Origin of the sequence: Staphylococcus caeli (genome assembly GCF_900097965.1) — a bacterium.
GTDB lineage: Bacteria > Bacillota > Bacilli > Staphylococcales > Staphylococcaceae > Staphylococcus > Staphylococcus caeli.
Map to the genome: position 1 here is coordinate 42,237 of NZ_FMPG01000007.1, position 20,845 is coordinate 63,081.

The window sequence follows — 20,845 nt, forward strand, 5'->3', positions numbered from 1 at the left end:
GAAATTGTATTAACTTAAGATTATGTAAAAGTGAACTTAACATATTATTTCATTATTTCTCGCTCATTTCTTCTTGTAATGCTGTATTAATTGCTGTTGTAAAATCAAACATAAACTGCGACCAATTTTCTCGATTTTCTCTATCATGTAAGTTGTATTTATTATTTTTGAAGCATTTTCTTCTGAGCGCAACCGTTAATTCTAATTGGACACCTTGCAATCTTGTACCTTCATTTACAAAATTATCTGCATGCATACCCGAAATATGAGCTGGTGCTGGTTTTACAGTAACTCCGATTGCTTCAAGATACTGTTGTATCCTTTTGGCAAGCGCCATATCTCTCCCACCTATATAGACCTCTGCTTGGTTACCCATACATCCATGAAAAGAAATAATATATGCATGCTGTTTGACCATTGATTTAAGTATTGGTTCATCAAAATGTCTGGAGGTTACATGCAATTCATTATTTTTATTCTTTCTTGTTCCTTTAAAAGTGTAAAAACTTAAACCGTCATATTCGCTGGTTAATTGCGCAATTTCTGAAGTACCACGTTCGATTGCACCACCGTGAACTGCTGTAACAAGTGCAGTTGTTTGGTTATCTTGTGAAATTATTTCCCAATCTTTGTTAGCGGATGTTTGTGCTATGAGCTCTGTCATAGAGCAATAGTGATCGACCAAGATGATATCCTCCAATTTTTGATAATAAAATTATGTATTCATTTCTATAATAAAAAGCTGCCACATTATCGATTACAATGATACGGCGACGTTGCCTTATCAGTCAATAATGTAACAGCTTTGAAACGCAATAGTTTTTATCCGAATTACACAAATTGCTTCGTTAAAGCTTCAAATTGCGTTTCATCAATATGAATATCTTGTTTTGCTAGAGGTGTACCATTCATCTCATCGATTTGTGATTCAAACGATGGTGTTTCTGTATCTTGATACACAATACCTTTGAGTAGTGAATTGTATTCTAACACTTTTTGTGTTGCTTTTTGTTTATCTGCAACATCATAATCTTCAATATCATCAATACTCGTTAAATTTTCTTTAAACCAATCATACGTATTCACTTTATTGTATGTGACACAGGGTGAGAACACATTAACAAATGAGAAGCCATCATGGTTAATTGCGTCTTCTATCATTTTCGTTAAGCCTTTTATATCACTTGAGAAGCCTTGTGCTACAAACGTCGCACCTGACGATAATGCTAATTCTAAAGGAGCCACATTTTGTTCGATATTACCTTTAGGTGTTGATTTAGTCACAAATCCTTGTGCCGAAGATGGAGATGTTTGACCTTTAGTTAGTCCGTAAATTTGGTTGTCCATAACAATGTAAGTCATATTCATATTTCGACGTAATGCATGTATCGTATGCCCCATACCTATAGCATAACCATCACCGTCACCACCAGAAGCAATAACCGTTAAATCTTTATTCGCCATTTTCACGCCTTGTGCTAAAGGTAATGAACGACCATGTATACCATGGACACCATAAGAGTTAACATAACCTGACAAGCGACCTGAGCATCCGATTCCTGTTATGATTGCCACTTCTTCTGGTTCTAAACCAACGTTTGCTGCTGCTTTTTGGATAGCTGCTTGAACAGAGAAGTCACCACAACCTGGACACCAGTTAGGTTTAACATTATTTCTAAAATCTTTAAATGTTGCCATTTACACCAACTCCTTTAATTCTTTTGCGATTTCAATACCTTTAGTTTCAATCTCGTGTGGTAAAAATGGTGTGCCATCATATTTCGTTTGTTTCACTAGTTTATCGCCTAAATTGACATTCATTTTTATAATACTTGCAAGTTGTCCTTGATAATTGTGCTCCACAACTACGACTTTGGATGCATTATCTATAGCTTGTTGAATCGTTTCACTTGGGAACGGATGTAGTTGTCTAATTTGTAAATGATTCACTTTCACACCTTGCGCTTCTAATCTTGATTTACCTTCTTGTATTGCACCTTTAGTTGAAATAAAGCCAAGATATAAAATATCAGCTGTTTCATGAGTTAAATCTGCTTCCACAGGATTCTGAATTAATAGATGTTCTATTTTACGCATACGTTTATCCATTTGTTGCTGTCTATTATTTGCAACCTCACTTGGTTTACCTTCTTCGTTATGTTCGACACCTGTGACATGATGTATGCCACCTTTTACACCTGGAATAGGTCTTGGTGAAATACCGCTATCTGTTAATGCATAACGTTTAAAGTAAGCTTTATCGTCTTCCTCGCGTGAAATATCTGATTGAATCATTTCGCCGCGATTAATGTCAATTTTACGGAAATCTAACTGGTCAACGGTTTGTTTACCTAGTGATAATTGTAAATCACTTAAAATAATGACCGGACATTGATACATTTCTGCCAAGTTAAAAGCTTCCATCGTTAAATAGAAAGCATCTTCTGCATCTGTTGGTGCAACAACAATTTTTGGAATATCACCATGTGTTCCATAAATCATTTGCATTAAATCAGATTGCTCTTGCTTTGTTGGTAAACCTGTCGAAGGTCCACCACGTTGAGTATTGATAACTACAAAAGGTGTTTCTGTCATTCCCGACAAACCAATTGCTTCCATCATTAGTGATAGACCTGGACCCGCACTCGCAGTAAATGCACGTACACCAGCGTAATTGGAACCAATCGCCATATTTGCAGCAGCTATCTCATCTTCAGTTTGTACAACAGTACCGCCGACCTTAGGCAGATTTTCAATCATATATTCCATGATTTCAGATGCTGGTGTTATTGGGTAAGCAGCCATAAAACGTGAACCTGCAGATAATGCACCTAAACCAATCGCATCATTACCAATCATGTATAGATGTGGTGTACTTTCTGTATCTTCTAAAACAAAATCACTATCAACAGAATCAAGTTGTGCTTTCATTAAACGATAACCTTCATTTAATGCTTCTATATTTAAGCTAACAACTTTTTCACCCTTTTTAGTAAACATATTAGTAATTAATGTCTCAAAATCAGATTTATCCAAATCCATCACGGCACATGTTGCACCAATTGCCACCATGTTTTTCATAAGTGCAGTGCCTAGTTCTTTAGCAGTTGCAGTAAATGGTAAGTCTATCAACTGTGCACGACATTTTTCAGGTTTTTCTGGTTTCGCTTTGCTATCCGCGATAATAATACTATCTTCACGCATTTCATGATGATTGAGTTCAATTGTTTCTTGATCAAATGCGATTAAAATATCTAAATCGTCGCTAATTGCATGTACAGGTGTAGTAGACACTCTTATTTTATTGTTTGTATGTCCGCCCATAATTCTACTTGAAAAATGACGATATCCGTATAAGTAATACCCTTTACGATTCATAGCAGTAGCGAAGATTTCACCCGTAGATTCTATACCTTCACCTTGTTGTCCGCCCACTTTCCATGATACTTGTGATTTCATATCATCTTTCCTCCTAGTGGTTATAATAATTCATTATTTATCATATCAAAATAAACCACTCTATTACTATGTAAAGAGTGGTAGTTTTTTAAATTCATACTAATGGACGATACTTTTAAAATGGGTGATCATCATTAATTAATACACGTTCAATATGCGTCGTTTTACCTTCTTTGTTAATATCAATAATAACACCAGACAATACGCTACGTCCTTCATCTGGGACTACATGTCGTTGTGGCAAACTCGTAATAAATCGTGTAATCACTTCATTTCTATTTATCCCTAAAATTCCATCATAAAAACCAGTCATGCCAACATCTGTGATATATCCAGTACCACCCGGCAATATGCGTTCATCTGATGTTTGAATATGTGTGTGTGTACCTACAACTGCACTTACTCTTCCATCTAAATACCAACCCATTGCATTTTTTTCTGAAGTCGTTTCTGCGTGGAAATCTACAAAAATATAATCTGTCTCTTTTTGCGCTTCTTCAATTAGTGCATCTGCTTTTTTAAATGGATCATCAATGTCTTGCATAAAAGCACGACCTTGTAAATTAATAATCGCTAATTTCGTTTCATTTATTTGGATAAATCGCATACCAACACCTGGTGCACCTTCTGGAAAATTCGCCGGACGCACCATACGATTTGCAGAATCTATAAAATCATAAATTTGGCGTTGTCCATATGTGTGGTTGCCCATTGTCATAAAGTCTACGCCTTCTCTTAATAAATCTTTATATATTTTTTCAGTTAATCCTTTACCATGTGCAGCATTTTCAGCATTAACAATAGTAACTGTTGGGCGATATGTTTGTTTCAGTCTTGATAAATATGTAGTTATTGCCTCTCGACCTACTTTACCTACAATATCACCGATAAAAAGTAATCTCATTGATATGTTCATCCTCTCATAGTCTTAGTTTAATGCAATTCAATAAGGTTGAAAAGACTCTAGACTAAAATTTTAGCAAATCAACAAAGTTTTAAATGAATTATTAGTGGTATAAGTAATATTAGAAATGTAATAATCCAAAAATATAGGAGTTGGAAAGTATACATGTCAATCAATATTGATCCACAACATTTTGCTGACTTAGTTCTTACAGCAAATCCATCAAAAAGTGAAGATCCAGAAGATATCGCTAAAGAAAGTTTAGAATTGTATATCAATGCTTATCGCTTAGCTGAAAGATATGCAAATATCTCAACAAATTGTTATGATACGGCTGAAATTATTAAAGAAGTTAATCAGGCCGATTTAGAACTCACTTAAATTATTATTTTAACAGTTAATAAGCAAGTATAATTATATTATATAAGACTTACTAGAGGTTGGGGCATTTTCATGTTCCAACCTCTATTTTTGTAAAATTTGTATTTAACTGAATGCATTCCTTCAAATGTAAAACTTTATCTTTGTATACAACTCACCTTATACATTTTTCTGAGTCGGACAACGAAAATTTTTAGAAACAAATCGATTTTTGATGTACTTATTTTTTTATCAGGCCCCAGTAATAATTCCAATACCTTACCCAATAATAAAACTCATATCCGAGAACTTTTAAGTTTTCTACTTTTCATATATAAAAAAACAAACTAAGCGATATTTAGCTTAGTTTGTTGAAAATTCAATATTAAATGTTTAATAATTCATTTTTATTTTGCATATTCAATTGCTCTAGTCTCACGAACAACTGTCACTTTTATATGGCCAGGATATTGAAGTTCATCTTCAATTTGGCGTTTAATATCTCTTGCTAAGCGATGTGATTTTAAGTCGTCGATAGTTTCTGGAGATACAATTACTCGTATTTCTCTACCAGCTTGAATGGCAAATGCTTTTTCAACACCTTCATAACCTTCGGATAACGTTTCTAATCTTTCCAATCTTCTAATATAATTTTCTAAAGTCTCTTTACGCGCACCAGGTCTTGCAGCGGATAATGCATCTGCTGCTGCTACGAGTATGGAAATAATTGAAGTTGGTTCAACGTCACCATGATGAGAATGAATGGCATTTATTACAGTATCATTTTCAGCGTATTTTTTAGCTAGTTCAACACCAATTTCAACATGGCTACCTTCAACTTCATGGTCAATGGCTTTACCAACGTCATGAAGTAAGCCAGCACGTTTAGCTAAGGTTATATCTTCCCCTAATTCTGCTGCTAACATACCACTTAAGTGCGCAACTTCAATGGAATGTTTTAATACATTTTGCCCATAACTAGTACGATATTTTAAACGACCTAAGATTTTCACTAAATCTGGATGCATGTTATGCACATTTATTTCAAATGTAGCTTGTTCACCAGCATCACGAATAATGTCGTCTACTTCTTTACGAGCTTTATCTACCATATCTTCTATACGTCCAGGATGGATTCTACCATCCGAAACAAGATTTACTAATGCAGTTCTTGCAATTTCACGTCTAATCGGGTCAAAACCAGAAAGTATAACTGCTTCTGGCGTATCATCTATAATTAAGTCGATACCAGTTAACGTTTCTAACGTTCTGATATTTCTTCCTTCTCTACCAATGATTCGACCTTTCATTTCGTCATTCGGTAAATTAACAACGGATACTGTTGATTCAGAAGTATGTTCTGCCGCTAACCTTTGAACAGTAGTTGCTAATAACTCTTTTGCATTTTTATCGACTGCTTCTTTTGCTTCTTTCTCTTTTTCCTTAACAAGTATTGCAATATCTTGTGACAATTCATCTTCAACTCTTTGAAGTTGCTCTTGAGCAGCTTCTTCTTGAGTAAGACCAGAGATGCGTTCTAATTCTTGTTCATGCTTATTTATTAACGTTTGAACACTACTCTCTTTTGCATCTACTTGTTGTTGTCGTTCTTCAAGTTTAGACTCTTTTTGCTCTAAAATCTCATCTTTTTTGTCTAACAGATCAGATTTTCGCTCTAAGTTTTCTTCTTTTTGTAGAAGTCTCGCTTCCTGTCTTTGAAGTTCACCACGTCTTTCACGAAGTTCATTTTCACTTTGTTCTTTGATGATTTGGTTTTCTTCTTTTGCTTCTAGGAGCTTTTCCTTCTTAATATTCTCTGCTTCTTTATTACCTTGTTCGATAATATCTTTAGCAGTTTGTCTTGCTTGTATTTGCTTTTGATGCAACAAATTTCGGGCAATTAGATACCCTACAACAACTCCGAGAATAATACCTAGCAAAATGAGTAGGAGGCTTAATAAATTCACACAAACACCCCCTTTTATCTAGGATTTTGCTCTGTATATCAAATTCAATATGATTATATGAAGTTATATAAGAATCATACAATGTAATTGTACGGTTTTAAACTAAGTGGTGTCAAGGTTTCCATATACATTAATTCAATATTTGAAACAACTCTTTCACACTAAATACACTTTAGCTATTGTTAATGCTTAATTATCAACATTTTTAGAATGAAAAAACTTTTCATATAATATTTTAGAATTCTTATGTAAAAACAAAAATAAGTGCACATTTTTTATAATGCACACTTATTTTATAATTTATCTCTATAAAGTTACTTCCGATTATTCTTCGTCAAATAATGTTGTTGGTTGCTCAGCTTCATTTTCTTCAATATCACCATCAAAAATACCTAGTTTCTCACGTAATTTCTGATCGATTTCATTTTTGATGGCTGGATTTTCTTTCAGGTAAGATTTAACGTTTTCTTTACCTTGTCCCATACGCTCGCCGTTATAAGAGTACCAAGCACCGGACTTATCAACAATTTCATGTTCAGCACCAAGGTCTATTAATTCTCCTTCTTTAGAGATACCTTTACCGTACATAATATCAACTTCTGCAATTCTAAATGGCGGCGCTACTTTGTTTTTTACGACTTTGATTTTCGTTCTGTTACCTACAATTTCTTGACCTTGTTTCAATTGCTCAGCACGACGTACTTCTAAACGGACTGAACTATAGAATTTTAAGGCACGTCCACCTGGCGTCACTTCTGGGTTACCAAACATAACCCCTACTTTTTCACGAATTTGGTTAATGAATATTGCTGTCGTATTTGATTTTGAAATTGCACCAGATAATTTTCTAAGTGCTTGTGACATCAAACGTGCTTGTAAACCGACATGCGTATCTCCCATTTCACCTTCAATTTCAGCTTTAGGTGTTAAAGCAGCAACTGAGTCAACTACCACGATATCTACAGCACCACTTCTAACAAATGCTTCTGCAATTTCTAAACCTTGCTCACCATGGTCTGGTTGTGATAAATAAAGATTCTGTATATCTACACCTAATGCTTCTGCATAAACAGGATCAAGTGCGTGCTCAGCATCAATAAATGCTGCTACGCCACCATTTTTTTGAACTTCCGCGATTGCGTGAAGTGCGACGGTTGTTTTCCCTGAACTTTCAGGACCATAAATTTCAATAATTCTACCTTTAGGGTAACCACCTACACCTAATGCATTATCTAAAGTTACTGAACCACTTGATACACTTGATACACGACGACCTTTATTATCGCCTAATTTCATAACTGCACCTTTACCAAATGATTTCTCCATATTTTTAATTACCGTATCTAAAGCTTTCTGACGATCGTTATCCAATGCTGGACCTCCTAAATGAGTTTTATCTCTGAAAAATATCTTATACATACTATACCGTGATTCGAATATTTCCGCAAGCATTTTGCGAATATTTGTTCGCTAAACTTAAAAATAGAACAAACAAAAATAGAACACATGTACTAAAATTATAAATTTTTGAAGGATGTTCGTATCTATTTTAGCCAATTCAGTAATCTCATTAGTACATAATTTGGTGTTCTGTATTTAATTAAATTTCTTCTTTGGGGCATTTTGAATGACTGGATGGTTAATTGCTTATGCTTTAAAATACCTAAATAAACTGAATCATTTTCATGTAAAATTGATATTCCAATATCTGTTTTAAACAAATCTTTAATAATATTAGCCGTAATAGAAAGTTGTGCTTCAATCGTATCATGCGTTGATACAAATTGCTCATTATGAGACAACATACCTTTAAGCGCATTATCTGTATCAAAGTCTTTCATTCTAGAAAACACTATGCCTTCTGTTACTCCGTCATATAATGCTATCGATTGGTTTACGTTTTCCATGACTGCTTGTTCTAAAGATGTATCATCTGAGCCATAGTAAAATTGGCCAATACGTTGTAAAATTTGTGCTTTAATGGGTCCTATCAGTGCTTTACAAGCTTGTTCTGTCTCTGCGTTCGCTGTTAATCTCACATTTACCTCATGGGTACCCGCCAATGGGGCAATCGTTGGGTTTGATTGGTTATCAATTAAATCTAATAATTCTGTTTCGACTTTTGATTCTCCAATGCCTGCAAAACGTAGTGACTCGGAGAATATGGTACGTTCTCCATTTAAAAAGTATGGCAGTAGTGCTTCCTTAGCCATAGGTTTCATTTCTTTAGGTGGCCCTGGCAACAATGCAATGTGCTTGCCATCTTGTTCAACTAACATACCTGGTGCCATACCATGCTTATTTTCCAGTACATGTGATTGTGAAATCACAAGTGCTTGTTGACGGTTATTTGGTGTCATTTCTGTGCCTTGCTCTTTAAAATATTGTTCAATATAGTCTAACGCATGCTGATCAATGACTAATTCCCTGCCTAATAATTTAGCTACTGTATGTTTCGTCAAATCATCTTTTGTTGGACCTAAACCACCAGTTAGTATCACTGAATCGTATTTAGAGATTGCATGTTTAAGGACGTTCTCTAAGCGTTCTGGATTATCACCAATAACTGTATGTTCTACAACATTGTGTCCCGCTTCATTAAATAGTTTGGATAAATATTGGCCATTGGTATTTGCGATTTGACCTAATAATAATTCTGAACCTACTGCAATAATAGAGATATTCACAAAACATCCTCCTAGTATCGAATGCATCCTTTTTCACAAATTAAATAGGTATGCATTTATTAACAATATATGTCTATTTCCCCTTATTATAAAATGAGAAACTACAAAAGACGAAAAATTAACTTTCAACTTTTCAAACTGCAATATCACTTATTTAAATTAAATAAAAAAAGAAGCATGAGTTCTGCTACACTTGTTTCTATTTCTTTAATTATTTGCCTCATTGATTTAATACCAAATAATCTTCGTATGAGTAATATCTTTACTAAAATAACAATGTCTATAAATGGTCTACCATTAGACAGAATATGTCTTCGACAAGTTCATATACAAAGTTTAAATCTAATATCACATCGACTTTACGTAATAAATGATTATTAAGGACTAATTCAAAGATGACTGAATTGAAAATATAAAGTCTCATTGCTTTAATTTATTAAGTTAGTGAAACTTATGCATGAGCTTCAGCTCAGGTAAACATTTCAACCCTAGTCATCCTTGCCTGGGTGGGACTACGAAATCTTTATTAGAGAAATGGATTTCTGTCCCTCTCCATTTATCAATTGATTTATTTAGCATAATAAACACCATCAATATTTAATTTACATAAATTATAATATTGATGGTGTAATATTGTCAGTAATTTATGCCGACTCCTGCGGGAATAGCACTAGCCGAAGACTACAGGTTAAGGCAGTGCCCGCGGAAAGCGTGCATAAAAAGACTGTCAACAAAGTCAGAGACTTTGTCGACAGTCTGATAAGCATGAACACATGCTCCTTAAGATATTATTATTTTGCTTTAAAAACGTCGCGCCCTTTATAGAAATATTCTATTCCAGATAAGATAGTAAATAATACGCCAATATATAATAATACTTGGCCTAATTGGAAACCAATCCAAGTCGCTAATGGGTCACCAAGTAAAATCCAGACAATTGCTACCATTGTAACTGCAGTTTTAATTTTACCTAATTGACCTGCAGCACTTACAAAGCCTTGTTCTATTTGTAAAAGACGTAAACCTGTCACTGCAAATTCACGTGCGATAATAATAATTGCAACTATGGAATTCGTTAAATCAACTTGAACCAATGCAATTAAAGCACTAGAAACGAGTAATTTATCTGCTAATGGGTCTAAGAATTTACCCATATTCGTTACAAGATTCCATTTTCGTGCTAAATAGCCATCCACAAAGTCACTTAATGATGCAACAATAAAAACAATTCCACTAATAAGTAATTCTATTCTAATTTCATTCCCACCTAGAAATGAAATATTACCAAAACCAAAATCTACAAGTGCAAATAGAAGAAATATTGGAATTAGTATAACTCTGAATACAGTTATCCAATTCGGTAAATTCATAAAAAGTCCTCTTTTCTATTTATATCTAATATATTAATAATTAATATTCTAAAAAATCAATACTGAAAAAAACCATAATAATGCTGAAATAACGACTGCTAAGCTTACAACAACTGCTAGCTGTAAAGGCTCTTTATTCTTAGTACGATACGTAGGTTTATCTTCTTGTGAGAAAGCGTTAATTATTTCTTGCATGGATTTGTCATTATTTGGAATTTCATCTCTATGAGCGTCAATCAATTGCACGGAATCAATGTTGACAGCTTGTGCATATTTTCTGATAAAACCTTCAGCATAATTTACATTATTTAATGATTCAAAATCATTATTTTCTATTATTGTTAATGTTTGACGTTTAATTTGTGTTCGCGACTCTAATTCAGTGAGCGTCATTCCTATACGTTCTCGTCGTCCTTTTAACGTTTGACCAACTAAATTCAAGGGTTAGTCCTCCTCACTTATCATTCATCATTTATTCAAAAAATCCAAAACCGCCACCAAATGTATCATTACCAAAATCTAGATTATTCTTACTTTTAACGGTTTGTTTCTTCATTTCTTCATATTGAATCTCTTGATTTTTATTTTCTCGTAGTTCAATAATATAATCAAAATCACTCATTTCATAGTCACTCGTTTCTACAAAAAGGTCTGGATGTTCCACAACTTTAATTGCAGGCAAGCTCATCACTTCTTTAACTAATTCTTGGTGCTTTTGATTAGATTCTCTTGCAGTCACAGCCCCATCAATAATGTAAACATGGTCTGAATCATATTCTCCTTTAATTAAAGAACTTCGAACTGTTTGTTTGATTAAGGTAGAACTAATAAACAACCATCGCTTATGTGCACAAACACTACCGGCTACTATAGACTCTGTCTTGCCTACTCTAGGCATACCTCTAATTCCTATAAGTTTATGCCCTTTTTCCTTAAATAATTCCGCCATAAAATCAACGAGTAAACCTAAATCATCTCTTTCAAAACGGAAAGTCTTCTTATCATCAGCATCTTGCTCTATGTATCGGCCATGTCTAACGGCTAAACGATCACGTAATTCTGGCTGTCTCAGTTTCGTAATTGAAATATCATCTATTTCTGTAACGATATTTTCAAAACGATGTACTTTATCAAGACTATCTGATTTGATTAAAAGTCCTCTTCGACCTTCATCTATACCATTAATCGTAACAATACTGATGCCCATCATACCTAGCAAACTTGATATGTCACCTAAAAGACCTGCACGGTTCATTGTTATCTCATATTCTAAATACCATTCTTTTTTTGTAGCCACTGCCATGAAATAAACACCCCTTTGTTTAAAGAACGCATGCTATAGACCTAAATCATATGCCTAAAAGCATTTAAATAACGCTTTGCTTAATTATTATGTGTTGGATTTGTCACATAAAATGTTAAAATATTGTACACATATTATATCATTGAATGTTTCGGAGTTGGTTTATTTTCTTAATATTATTTAAAATTTTATAAATACCAAGCACCATTTACTTTTTGAATAGTACCCGTGATGCTTTTTGCTAAGGGATGACACAAATAACTACAAGTATGTGCAATTTCAACCGGATCAATCATTCTTTGCTGTGGTAAAGATGACTTTATTTCAAACAGTTCATCATCACTCCACACATTCGCCATGTTACCTTTTACAAAACCCGGTGTAATCGCATTAACGGTAACTGATGTCATTGCTAACTCTTGACTTAGTGCTTTAACAAAGGCGATTTGTGCTCCCTTCATCGCAGAGTAAACCGACTCCATGCTCGCACCTGTTTCCCCCCAGATTGATGAAATGACGACTATGCGCCCAGCATTGCTTTGTCTTAATTGGTCCGTAAAATATCGACAAATTCTAATTAATTGTCTCACATGTATTTGATAACACGTATCTATCATGGAATCAGACATATCTTGCAATTGACCATATAATGCAGTACCTGACGCATAAACTAGACAATCGAGATGCTTAATGAATTGTAACTGTGCTTCTAAATGTACATCTTGTGTTAAATCAATCTGTATGAATTGAACTGGTTGTTCACGATAACGTTGTTGCAAAGCATCTATATCGGCACTATGATAATGTACAATCACTTCATAACCATCAGTTAGCAAACGATCTACTATTGCTGAGCCGATTGTACCTGAACCACCCACTACTAATGCTTTCATGCTATTTCATCTCCAAGCGACTATCGACAACTTGTGCTAAATTCAAACATGCTCTTGATGTTTCATTGACACTTTCTAATGTAATACTTTCTACAATATCTAACAGGTCAAATAAACTTACACCTTCAAAATAAAGTTTCGTATATTGATTGGCAATGTATTCTGGAGAATTCAAACCTGATATAAATTCACCAATAAATTGTTTTTTCAATAAATCAAATGCTTCAACATCAGTTAAATTGCCTTGATATTTTTCGATTTCAGATAAAAGTACTTCTTTTAATTTATCAGGATATTGTGTCGCACTTGTAATTACAGAGAAACTGTATGTCGGCTCTAACACAAATTGGTATCCAAATGTCTCGTCAATCAGGTCTTCATTTAGTAATGATTGATAAAAATCTGTTTCTTCTCCAAATAACATTTCATAAAAAAGTGTCATTTCTAAGTCGCGTTTTACGAAAGTTGCATTTGGCTCATCAGTTAACGGTTTATTTTTAAATCCTAGCATAAGTCTTGGTGATTGAAGCTTCATTGTTTCAGAAACTTTCGCTTCATTAACTGTTTCTTTTTCAACAAGTGGATCTCTAACAATTTGCGGTTGTGCTTCTTTATCACGTTGTGCCTCATGTGTAGCAATTACATCGTAAATATGGGCCACATCGACGTCTCCAACTACAAAAAGAACCATATTTGACGGATGATAAAATGTTTCATAGCATAAATATAAATCGTCTTTCGTAATTTCATAAATACTTTCCACACTACCAGCAATGTCTACACGTATCGGATGTGTATCATACATGGCTTTCAATGTGTTAAACATTAATTTATAACCCGGTTGTTCTTGATACATTTTAATTTCTTCAGCAATAATACCTTTTTCTTTATCTACTGTTTCTTGTGTAAAGTAAGGTGACTCTACCATAGTTAACAGACGTATAATATTGCGTTCTACATGATCTGTCGCACTAAAAAGATAACTTGTACGATCAAAGCTAGTAAAAGCATTGACCTGTGCATTATCTTCGGCAAATGCTGTAAACAAATCTTCTCCAGTATCGTCATTCTCAAACAATTTATGCTCTAAAAAATGAGCAACACCATCAGGTACTGTAACAAACGTATCGCTACCATACGGCTTGAATTTATTATCTAACGAGCCAAACTTTGTAGTATACGTTACAAACGTTTTTTGGAAGCCTTTTTTGGGAATAATGAATAATTTGAGACCATTATTTAATTCTGTTTCGAAAACACGTTCATCTATTTGCTCATAATATGTTTCTCGCATTAATCATTACCTCCTTTTGTCAAAATATAAATTGTATCTAATATAACTTTCTGTGCCAATTGTTGAACATCTTCTTTAGTCACATGCTGTATACCAGATAAATATGCTTCTTCACTCATGGGTGTGTCCAATAAAATATTATTATTTAAAATTTCAATAATACTCTTAGGTCTGTCATGTGATTCTTGTCTTTGTGATAATATTACTTTTTTAGCTAACGCTAATTTCTCTTCCTCAAACTGTCCTTTTTGAAATTTTTCAAATTCGGCAATTATAGTATCTCTGGCAATTTTATATTTATCTGCTGAGACGCCACTAAGTACAAACATATAACCATTTTTAGCATCAATCTGAGAATGGATAGAATATGCTAAACTTTGTTTTTCTCGTACTTCATTAAATAACACCGAAGATGGATCTCCGCCAAACATGACATTAAATACTACCATCGCAAAGTATTCTGCATCACCATATTGTGCCGGTAGTCTAAAGCCCATATTTAATTTAGCTTGATCTACAACATCTTCTTCAATAATTTCAAGTGGCATTTGCGTTTTTGGTAAAGGTTTAGCAGTTTGTGTTAATGCAAACTGAAACGGGTTGATATTAAAATAACTTTGCAACTGCTGTTTTACTTGTGCTTCATCCACATTTCCTACTACATATACAGCACAATAGTCATTTTGTAACATAGATTGATATGTATGATATAAAGTTTCTGGTGTAATGCTAGGTATGTATTCAACTTGACCCGTAGCTAAGTGTCGATAAGGTTGTTCACCAAACATATTTTTAAGTAAATTTAAAAATGAAATTTGCGATTTATTATCGACCATCGCTTCTAACTTTTTAGTTAGCAAAGATTTTTCTTGGGCAACAAATATTTCATCAAAACGGCCATCTGTAATAAGCGGATTCCAAATTATTTCTTTTAGTAAGTTCAACCCTTTTTCAAATAACGGAGTTTGATCTTTTAAATATCGCTCATTCACAAGTTCTAATGAAATTGTTATTACATGCTTATCTTTGAATTTAGTTACAAAGCTATTGACATATGCCCCATACAAATGAGAAAGATGTCTATTAAAAGCTTTATCTGTTGGCCACTGTTTCGTAGCACGTACCAACAATTTACTTAATATTGAACGAGCAGTTGTTGTTTCACTATCCAATGGTGCCATGAATTTCAATGTAATTGTTGTTGTTTTAAATTTTGTAGTTGGTAATACATTAATATGTATATCATCTTGTAAATGCTCAGTTTTCAAAATATCATGCCTCACTTCCATAAAATTATTATTATAATCTGTTTTTAACCGTTTTAAATTTTACTAAACTACTTTTGAAATAATTAAAAGAATAAAGTACTGGTTGGTTATCTTTATCATAGTGTACTAATTTCAAAAGCATTAACCCTTCATGTGGCGAAGCCCCAAGTACATTCGAAATATGGGGCTCATAACTAATTGCTTCCATTTCTGTATCAGCAAAAGCAACCTTTTTATTAGTATATGCTTCTATTGCATCTAATAATGATTCATCACTATTTTGATATTCTGCGCAAGTTAAAGATTCAGTAGGTAATTTATCTAAGCAGTAGACAACTGGATTGTTATCAGCTGTACGCACACGTTCAATGATTGTCACATAGGCTTTATCTGCAATATTTAATCGCATAGCGTCTAATGACGTAGCTGGTTTTTCATCAAAACTAATATATTCCGTACCTGCCTTATAACCTTGATCCTCTATCATTTTACTAATACTAACAACCTCACCTAAAGGATAGTAGAATGGATGCAGTGATTTAACACTTGCACCTTCTTCTAAATTATTCGATAGGACTTGTTCCGTAATTAATTCATCTACTGCGTCATAGACATCGTCTGTTTTGACATTTAATGTTCTCGCAATAGCTAAATTGCTAGGCAGTGGTTCTCCGTGTTGTAATATACCTGCTTTAATCTGTTGAATCATCCACTCTTTTACTTTATAAACAGAAGTCAGTTCCATTTTTACACCTCATCACTATCTAAATCCACTAATATTTGTCTAGGTTTACTACCTTTTTGTGGTCCAATTACTTGGTTACGTTCTAAATCATCCATTAAACGTGATGCACGATTATAGCCAATTCTAAACTGTCTTTGTAATAATGACGTACTTGCCTTTTGTTGTTCAAGGACAAATAAATATGCTTCATCATATAACGCATCTTCACTCTTCATTTCTGATTTTTCAACGGGAGCATCTGGTTCCATTTCTTTTACATAATTTGCCTTTTGCTGTTCAACGACATAATTAACTACATCTTGCACTTCTTGATCACTTAAAAATGCCCCTTGCACTCGTGTTCTCGTAGAACCGCCATTTGCTACGTAAAGCATATCACCTTTTCCTAACAATTTATCAGCACCACTACTATCAATTATTGTTCTAGAATCAATTTGTGAACTTACCGCGAACGCAATTCTACTAGGGATATTGTTTTTAATTAATCCAGTAATAACGTCTACAGAAGGTCTTTGTGTTGCAATTATCAAGTGAATACCCGCAGCACGTGCCATCTGTGTAATACGTTGAATTGCATTTTCAACTTCTTTACCTGCCACCATCATTAAATCAGCTAATTCATCTACAATAACAACAATATAAGGCAATTCTGATTGTTTTTCTTCTAGTTCCATATTTTGACGTCTAATTGCTTCATTATATCCTTCAATATTTCTCGTTGAAGAATGTTGGAATAAATCGTAACGGCGTTCCATCTCAGCAACAACTTTCTCCAAGGCTTGCGATGCTTTGTGAGGATTCGTTACCACTGGAATAAGTAAGTGCGGAATGCCATTATATACGTTCAATTCTACCATTTTCGGGTCTATTAACATAAGTTTTACTTCGTGTGGCTTTGCATTCAACAATATACTTGTAATAATACCATTAATACAAACAGACTTACCGCTACCTGTCGAGCCAGCTACTAATAAATGCGGCATTTTATTTAATTCTACCGTTATTGGATCACCTGAAATATCTCTCCCCAAACCTACTTCCAACTTGTTTTTAGCTGGGAATTTTTCATCTAATACTTCTTTCAACGATACTAGTGAAATTTTATCATTCGGAACTTCAATTCCAACTGCTGAACGCCCGGGAATTGGCGCTTCTATTCTTATATCTTTCGCTGCTAGCGCTAAAGCAATATCATTATGCAAGTTTACTATCTTACTTACTTTAACACCTTGTGCAGGCTGTATTTCATATTGTGTAACTGCAGGTCCAATTTTAATTTGCGTTACTCTTGCATCCACTCCGAAATTTTTAAGCGTTGTCTCTAAAAGTTGTCCCTTCTTCTGAACTTCAGCTTTGGACGTTGCCTTTTGTTTAGCCGGTTGGTTTAATAATGACAACGGTGGTACAGTGTACGCTTCATTTTCAACTTCACCTGCTTCTGAAATTGAATTTACCGCTTCTCCTTGTGCGGAATTTTCATCTTGATTATTATCCATGGCTTGATCTAAAGACGTTAAATCGGCATCTGACATTTGTTGTGCAGTATTGCGATCAGCGGTATCCTCATGATCAAACATACGTTTACGATTTGAACGTTTACTTTTTGGAGAAGTGTTCGTTTGTGCTGCATCTTCTTCATTGTCACTATGACCATAAATTGGAATTGATGACTGCATCTCAGTATTAGGGTTAGAAACCTCTTGTAAATCACTAACATCTTTTAATGTATCATCACTAGCATTTGCACTAGTTGCTTCTAAATGCTGTGCTTTTTCAGCTTTTTTCTCTGCTTTCACGCGTGCCTTGGCATCTTTCTTGACTTTGTTTTGTTGTCTCTTCTCTTTATAATTTGCTGAAGCATCTTGGCTTTTTATTTTTAGCTTTTCAAAAAATAATTTAGAAACATCACGATGTTTTTGCTTTAACAATAAAATAACACTTGATGCAATCAGTAAGATAGTCACAATAATGATACCCACGATTGAAATGAGTGGGATGAATAAGGCTAGTAAGTAATGTCCTATTAATCCACCACCAAAATTAGGAAAATGCGTATGTTCATATGATCTATAAACAAAAGACAACACCGGTTCACGTTGTGCTTGTACCTTATTTGTAAAATAAAATACGATTTGTGTTACTAATAATAGTGAAATTTGTAATACAAATGCTCCTAGCGTACGTCTAGTCTTCGGTAATGCCTTGTAATATGTAATAAAAACGGTACCAATTAAAATGAGGATATATGTTAAAAATCTGCTTGAACCAAATAAATAGTTAAAGAAACTATCAATCATTGTGCCTACAATACCCAATTGAAAAGCACCTAATACAACAAGTATAAATACAGCAATTGCTATGATATACCTTAGTGGGCTATCGCCTTGTTGTTTCTTTTTATTCGTTGTTTTCTTTCTTGTAGTGGTAGGCTTCCGTTTAGTAGTTGTTCTCTTTTTTGCCTGTGCCAATCTTTACACCTTCTTCTCGACTCTGTTTTCTCGATTTATCTCATGTACATATGATTCAATTCCCTTTAGTTAGAATTGGATTGTACTATTAAGTCAATTATAATTTAGCATAATGATATACAAATATTATATATAAACTAACAATTATAACTCATACATAATAACACAAAAGAGGTAAGACAATTACCGCTCTCAGTGAATTTAAAGGTTACATCTCTCGTTCAACATGTACAACATGTTAATGTAATCAACTTTTAAATATAATTAACCTTAGCGTTTGTCTTAACCTCTTTGTTTAGTACAGAAATAATTATATTTCTGATATAACTGGAATGATCATTGGACGACGTTTCGTATTCTCAAATAACAATTTACTTATTTGATCACGCATACTTTGTTTGATTTCTGACCATTCAATACGTTTTTCTTGTAATCCTAATTCTACGATTTCACGTACTTTTTCTTCGGCTTCGTTTAATAATGCTTCACTTTCTCTCACATATACGAAACCTCTTGATTGTATTTCCGGTCCTGCAGCAATCCTTCTATTTTTAGGATCAAGTGTCACTACAGCAATGAAAATACCATCTTCAGCTAACAAATGACGATCTCTAAGGACGATATTTCCTACGTCTCCTACACCGATACCGTCGATAAGTATATTTCCAGAATTGACTTTTTCATTTAAAATCATTTCTTCGCCGTCGTAGTTAACAACATCGCCTTTTTCTACTAAAAAGATTTTTTCAGGTTGTACGCCTGATTCATTTGCTAATTTAGCATGTGCAATCTGCATTTTAAATTCACCATTTACAGGAATAAAGTATTCTGGTTTCATGATATTAATCATCATCTTCAACTCTTCCATACAACCATGGCTTGAAGCATGAATTTTTTTGCTGTTTGGAATAATTTCTGCACCAGCACGTACGAGTTCATTTAACGTATTGCCAACAATAACTTCCATATTCGCAGAAGCTGTAATGGCTAAAAATACTGAATCTCCTGGTTCAATATTCATTATTTTGTGTTTCTGTTGAGCCATTTGATTCAATGCCTCTACAGGTTCGCCTTGCATACCTGTTGCAATAATAATCACTTCATTTTTAGGATAATTTTCAACTTCATTAATTGGAATTAACAAATCTTTTGAAATATCAAAATACCCCATTTTTCTAGCAATATTAAACGAACTTTCTAATGAACGTCCTAAGAATGACACTTTACGGTTCAATCTTTGTGCTAAATTTAAAACTTGCTGAATACGTATAAAATTCGATGCATAGCAAGATACAATCAATCTGCCTTTAACTTTTGTAAATGCATCATACATATGTGATTCAATCACATTTTCCGGTGTATTATAGCCTGGTTTTTCAGCCTCAGTAGAATCACTGATTAATGCAAACACGCCTTCTTCGCCAATTTCAGTCATTTTCTTCAAATCTGGTGCATAATGACCATGTAAGCTTTGATCGAATTTGAATTCACCTGTGTAAACAATTGCACCGTAAGAAGTATGAATACAAACACCTAAGCTATCTGGAATACTATGTGTCGTGTTAAAGAATGTGATATTAACACCTTTGAATCGCATAACAGATTCATTATTAACTGTATAATATCTCACTTTTTTATTCACATTACGTGCTTTCATATTTTCTTTAATTAACGCAATTGTTAATTTAGAACCATAAACTGGTGCATCCACTTGTTCTAATACATACGTAACTGCACCAATCGCGTGTTCATGACCATGTGTTAAAAAGATACCTTTTAATTTTTCTTTGTTTTCAATGACATATTGGATATCTGGAATTACAATATCTACCCCAAGCATTTCATCTTCAGGAAACATCAAGCCAGCATCTAGCATGAACATTTCATCGTCTACTTCAACGATATACATATTTTTCGCAATTTCTCCTACTCCGCCGAGTGGTATGATGCGAATATTTTTATTTTTTTTCTTTATTAAACTCAAAATGTTACCTCCTATTAAATTTCCCCGTCCATATATAAACTCATAATTTATTATAAGTTAAAATAGGCTTTATGTACACTATTAAAGTAATGTGATATAACCTTTAGAAGCGTTTTTATGTATAAACTCATATTTCATAGTGA

At 33.8% G+C, this 20,845-nt stretch carries 17 protein-coding genes and 2 pseudogenes; 1 reads left to right on the forward strand and 18 read right to left on the reverse strand.

Annotated features, from left to right (window positions below; genetic code table 11):
• Positions 1-52 precede the first annotated feature (52 nt).
• The 4 genes from BJS11_RS08565 to BJS11_RS08580 form a co-directional block, all read right to left on the reverse strand.
• Positions 53-685 carry a poly-gamma-glutamate hydrolase family protein gene (locus BJS11_RS08565; protein WP_069995798.1) on the reverse strand — a complete coding sequence of 211 codons (633 nt, stop codon included), beginning with the start codon at positions 683-685 and terminating at the stop codon, positions 53-55.
• A gap of 146 nt (positions 686-831) precedes the next feature.
• Complete coding sequence (locus tag BJS11_RS08570) at positions 832-1,698, reverse strand: 2-oxoacid:ferredoxin oxidoreductase subunit beta (protein WP_069995797.1); 867 nt, start codon at positions 1,696-1,698, stop codon at positions 832-834.
• On the reverse strand, positions 1,699-3,459 hold the full coding sequence (locus BJS11_RS08575; protein ID WP_069995796.1) for a 2-oxoacid:acceptor oxidoreductase subunit alpha: 1,761 nt from the start codon (positions 3,457-3,459) through the stop codon (positions 1,699-1,701). It abuts the gene before it with no gap.
• A 115-nt stretch (positions 3,460-3,574) separates the two neighbouring features.
• A complete protein-coding gene (locus BJS11_RS08580; protein ID WP_069995795.1) occupies positions 3,575-4,363 on the reverse strand; it encodes a TIGR00282 family metallophosphoesterase in 789 nt (262 codons plus the stop codon).
• A 165-nt stretch (positions 4,364-4,528) separates the two neighbouring features.
• Here BJS11_RS08580 and BJS11_RS08585 point away from each other — a divergent pair, with 165 nt between their 5' ends.
• The gene (locus tag BJS11_RS08585) at positions 4,529-4,744 is read left to right on the forward strand and encodes a hypothetical protein (protein ID WP_069995794.1); all 216 of its coding nucleotides are present in this window, start codon (positions 4,529-4,531) and stop codon (positions 4,742-4,744) included.
• A gap of 386 nt (positions 4,745-5,130) precedes the next feature.
• On the opposite strand, the gene rny is transcribed toward BJS11_RS08585, so the two are convergent.
• The 14 genes and pseudogenes from rny to rnjB all read right to left on the reverse strand — a co-directional run bounded on the left by rny (position 5,131) and on the right by rnjB (position 20,702).
• On the reverse strand, positions 5,131-6,690 hold the full coding sequence (gene rny, locus BJS11_RS08590; protein WP_069995793.1) for a ribonuclease Y: 1,560 nt from the start codon (positions 6,688-6,690) through the stop codon (positions 5,131-5,133).
• 324 nt (positions 6,691-7,014) lie between these two features.
• The gene (gene recA / locus BJS11_RS08595) at positions 7,015-8,061 is read right to left on the reverse strand and encodes a recombinase RecA (RefSeq protein WP_069995792.1); all 1,047 of its coding nucleotides are present in this window, start codon (positions 8,059-8,061) and stop codon (positions 7,015-7,017) included.
• Positions 8,062-8,234: 173 nt separating this feature from the next.
• Entirely contained in the window at positions 8,235-9,377 is a 1,143-nt protein-coding gene (locus BJS11_RS08600; protein ID WP_069995791.1) for a CinA family nicotinamide mononucleotide deamidase-related protein, read from the reverse strand.
• 146 nt (positions 9,378-9,523) lie between these two features.
• Entirely contained in the window at positions 9,524-9,685 is a 162-nt protein-coding gene (locus BJS11_RS14160; RefSeq protein ID WP_081333112.1) for a transposase, read from the reverse strand.
• 483 nt (positions 9,686-10,168) lie between these two features.
• Positions 10,169-10,747, reverse strand: a complete 579-nt coding sequence (gene pgsA / locus BJS11_RS08605; RefSeq protein WP_069995790.1) for a CDP-diacylglycerol--glycerol-3-phosphate 3-phosphatidyltransferase — start codon at positions 10,745-10,747, stop codon at positions 10,169-10,171.
• A 48-nt stretch (positions 10,748-10,795) separates the two neighbouring features.
• Positions 10,796-11,188 (reverse strand): helix-turn-helix domain-containing protein, encoded by a 393-nt coding sequence (locus tag BJS11_RS08610; protein WP_081333110.1) that lies wholly within the window; start codon positions 11,186-11,188, stop codon positions 10,796-10,798.
• Positions 11,189-11,219: 31 nt separating this feature from the next.
• Positions 11,220-12,050, reverse strand: a complete 831-nt coding sequence (locus tag BJS11_RS08615; RefSeq protein WP_069995789.1) for a DUF3388 domain-containing protein — start codon at positions 12,048-12,050, stop codon at positions 11,220-11,222.
• Between the two features lie 188 nt (positions 12,051-12,238).
• Positions 12,239-12,943 (reverse strand): elongation factor P 5-aminopentanone reductase, encoded by a 705-nt coding sequence (gene ymfI / locus BJS11_RS08620; protein WP_069995788.1) that lies wholly within the window; start codon positions 12,941-12,943, stop codon positions 12,239-12,241.
• A 1-nt stretch (position 12,944) separates the two neighbouring features.
• Positions 12,945-14,237 (reverse strand): EF-P 5-aminopentanol modification-associated protein YfmH, encoded by a 1,293-nt coding sequence (gene yfmH, locus BJS11_RS08625; RefSeq protein ID WP_069995787.1) that lies wholly within the window; start codon positions 14,235-14,237, stop codon positions 12,945-12,947.
• Positions 14,237-15,526: an EF-P 5-aminopentanol modification-associated protein YfmF gene (gene yfmF / locus BJS11_RS08630; RefSeq protein ID WP_069995786.1), complete on the reverse strand. Its 1,290-nt coding sequence runs from the start codon at positions 15,524-15,526 to the stop codon at positions 14,237-14,239. Before yfmF ends, yfmH begins: the two co-directional genes overlap by 1 nt.
• A gap of 10 nt (positions 15,527-15,536) precedes the next feature.
• Entirely contained in the window at positions 15,537-16,250 is a 714-nt protein-coding gene (locus BJS11_RS08635; protein WP_070014081.1) for a GntR family transcriptional regulator, read from the reverse strand.
• Between the two features lie 2 nt (positions 16,251-16,252).
• A pseudogene (locus tag BJS11_RS14165) lies at positions 16,253-17,707 on the reverse strand (DNA translocase FtsK); the annotation flags it as partial.
• A 332-nt stretch (positions 17,708-18,039) separates the two neighbouring features.
• Positions 18,040-18,718 (reverse strand): annotated as a pseudogene (locus tag BJS11_RS14170) (cell division protein FtsK); the annotation flags it as partial.
• Between the two features lie 310 nt (positions 18,719-19,028).
• The gene (gene rnjB / locus BJS11_RS08645; protein WP_069995783.1) at positions 19,029-20,702 is read right to left on the reverse strand and encodes a ribonuclease J2; all 1,674 of its coding nucleotides are present in this window, start codon (positions 20,700-20,702) and stop codon (positions 19,029-19,031) included.
• Between the last annotated feature and the right edge of the window lie 143 nt (positions 20,703-20,845).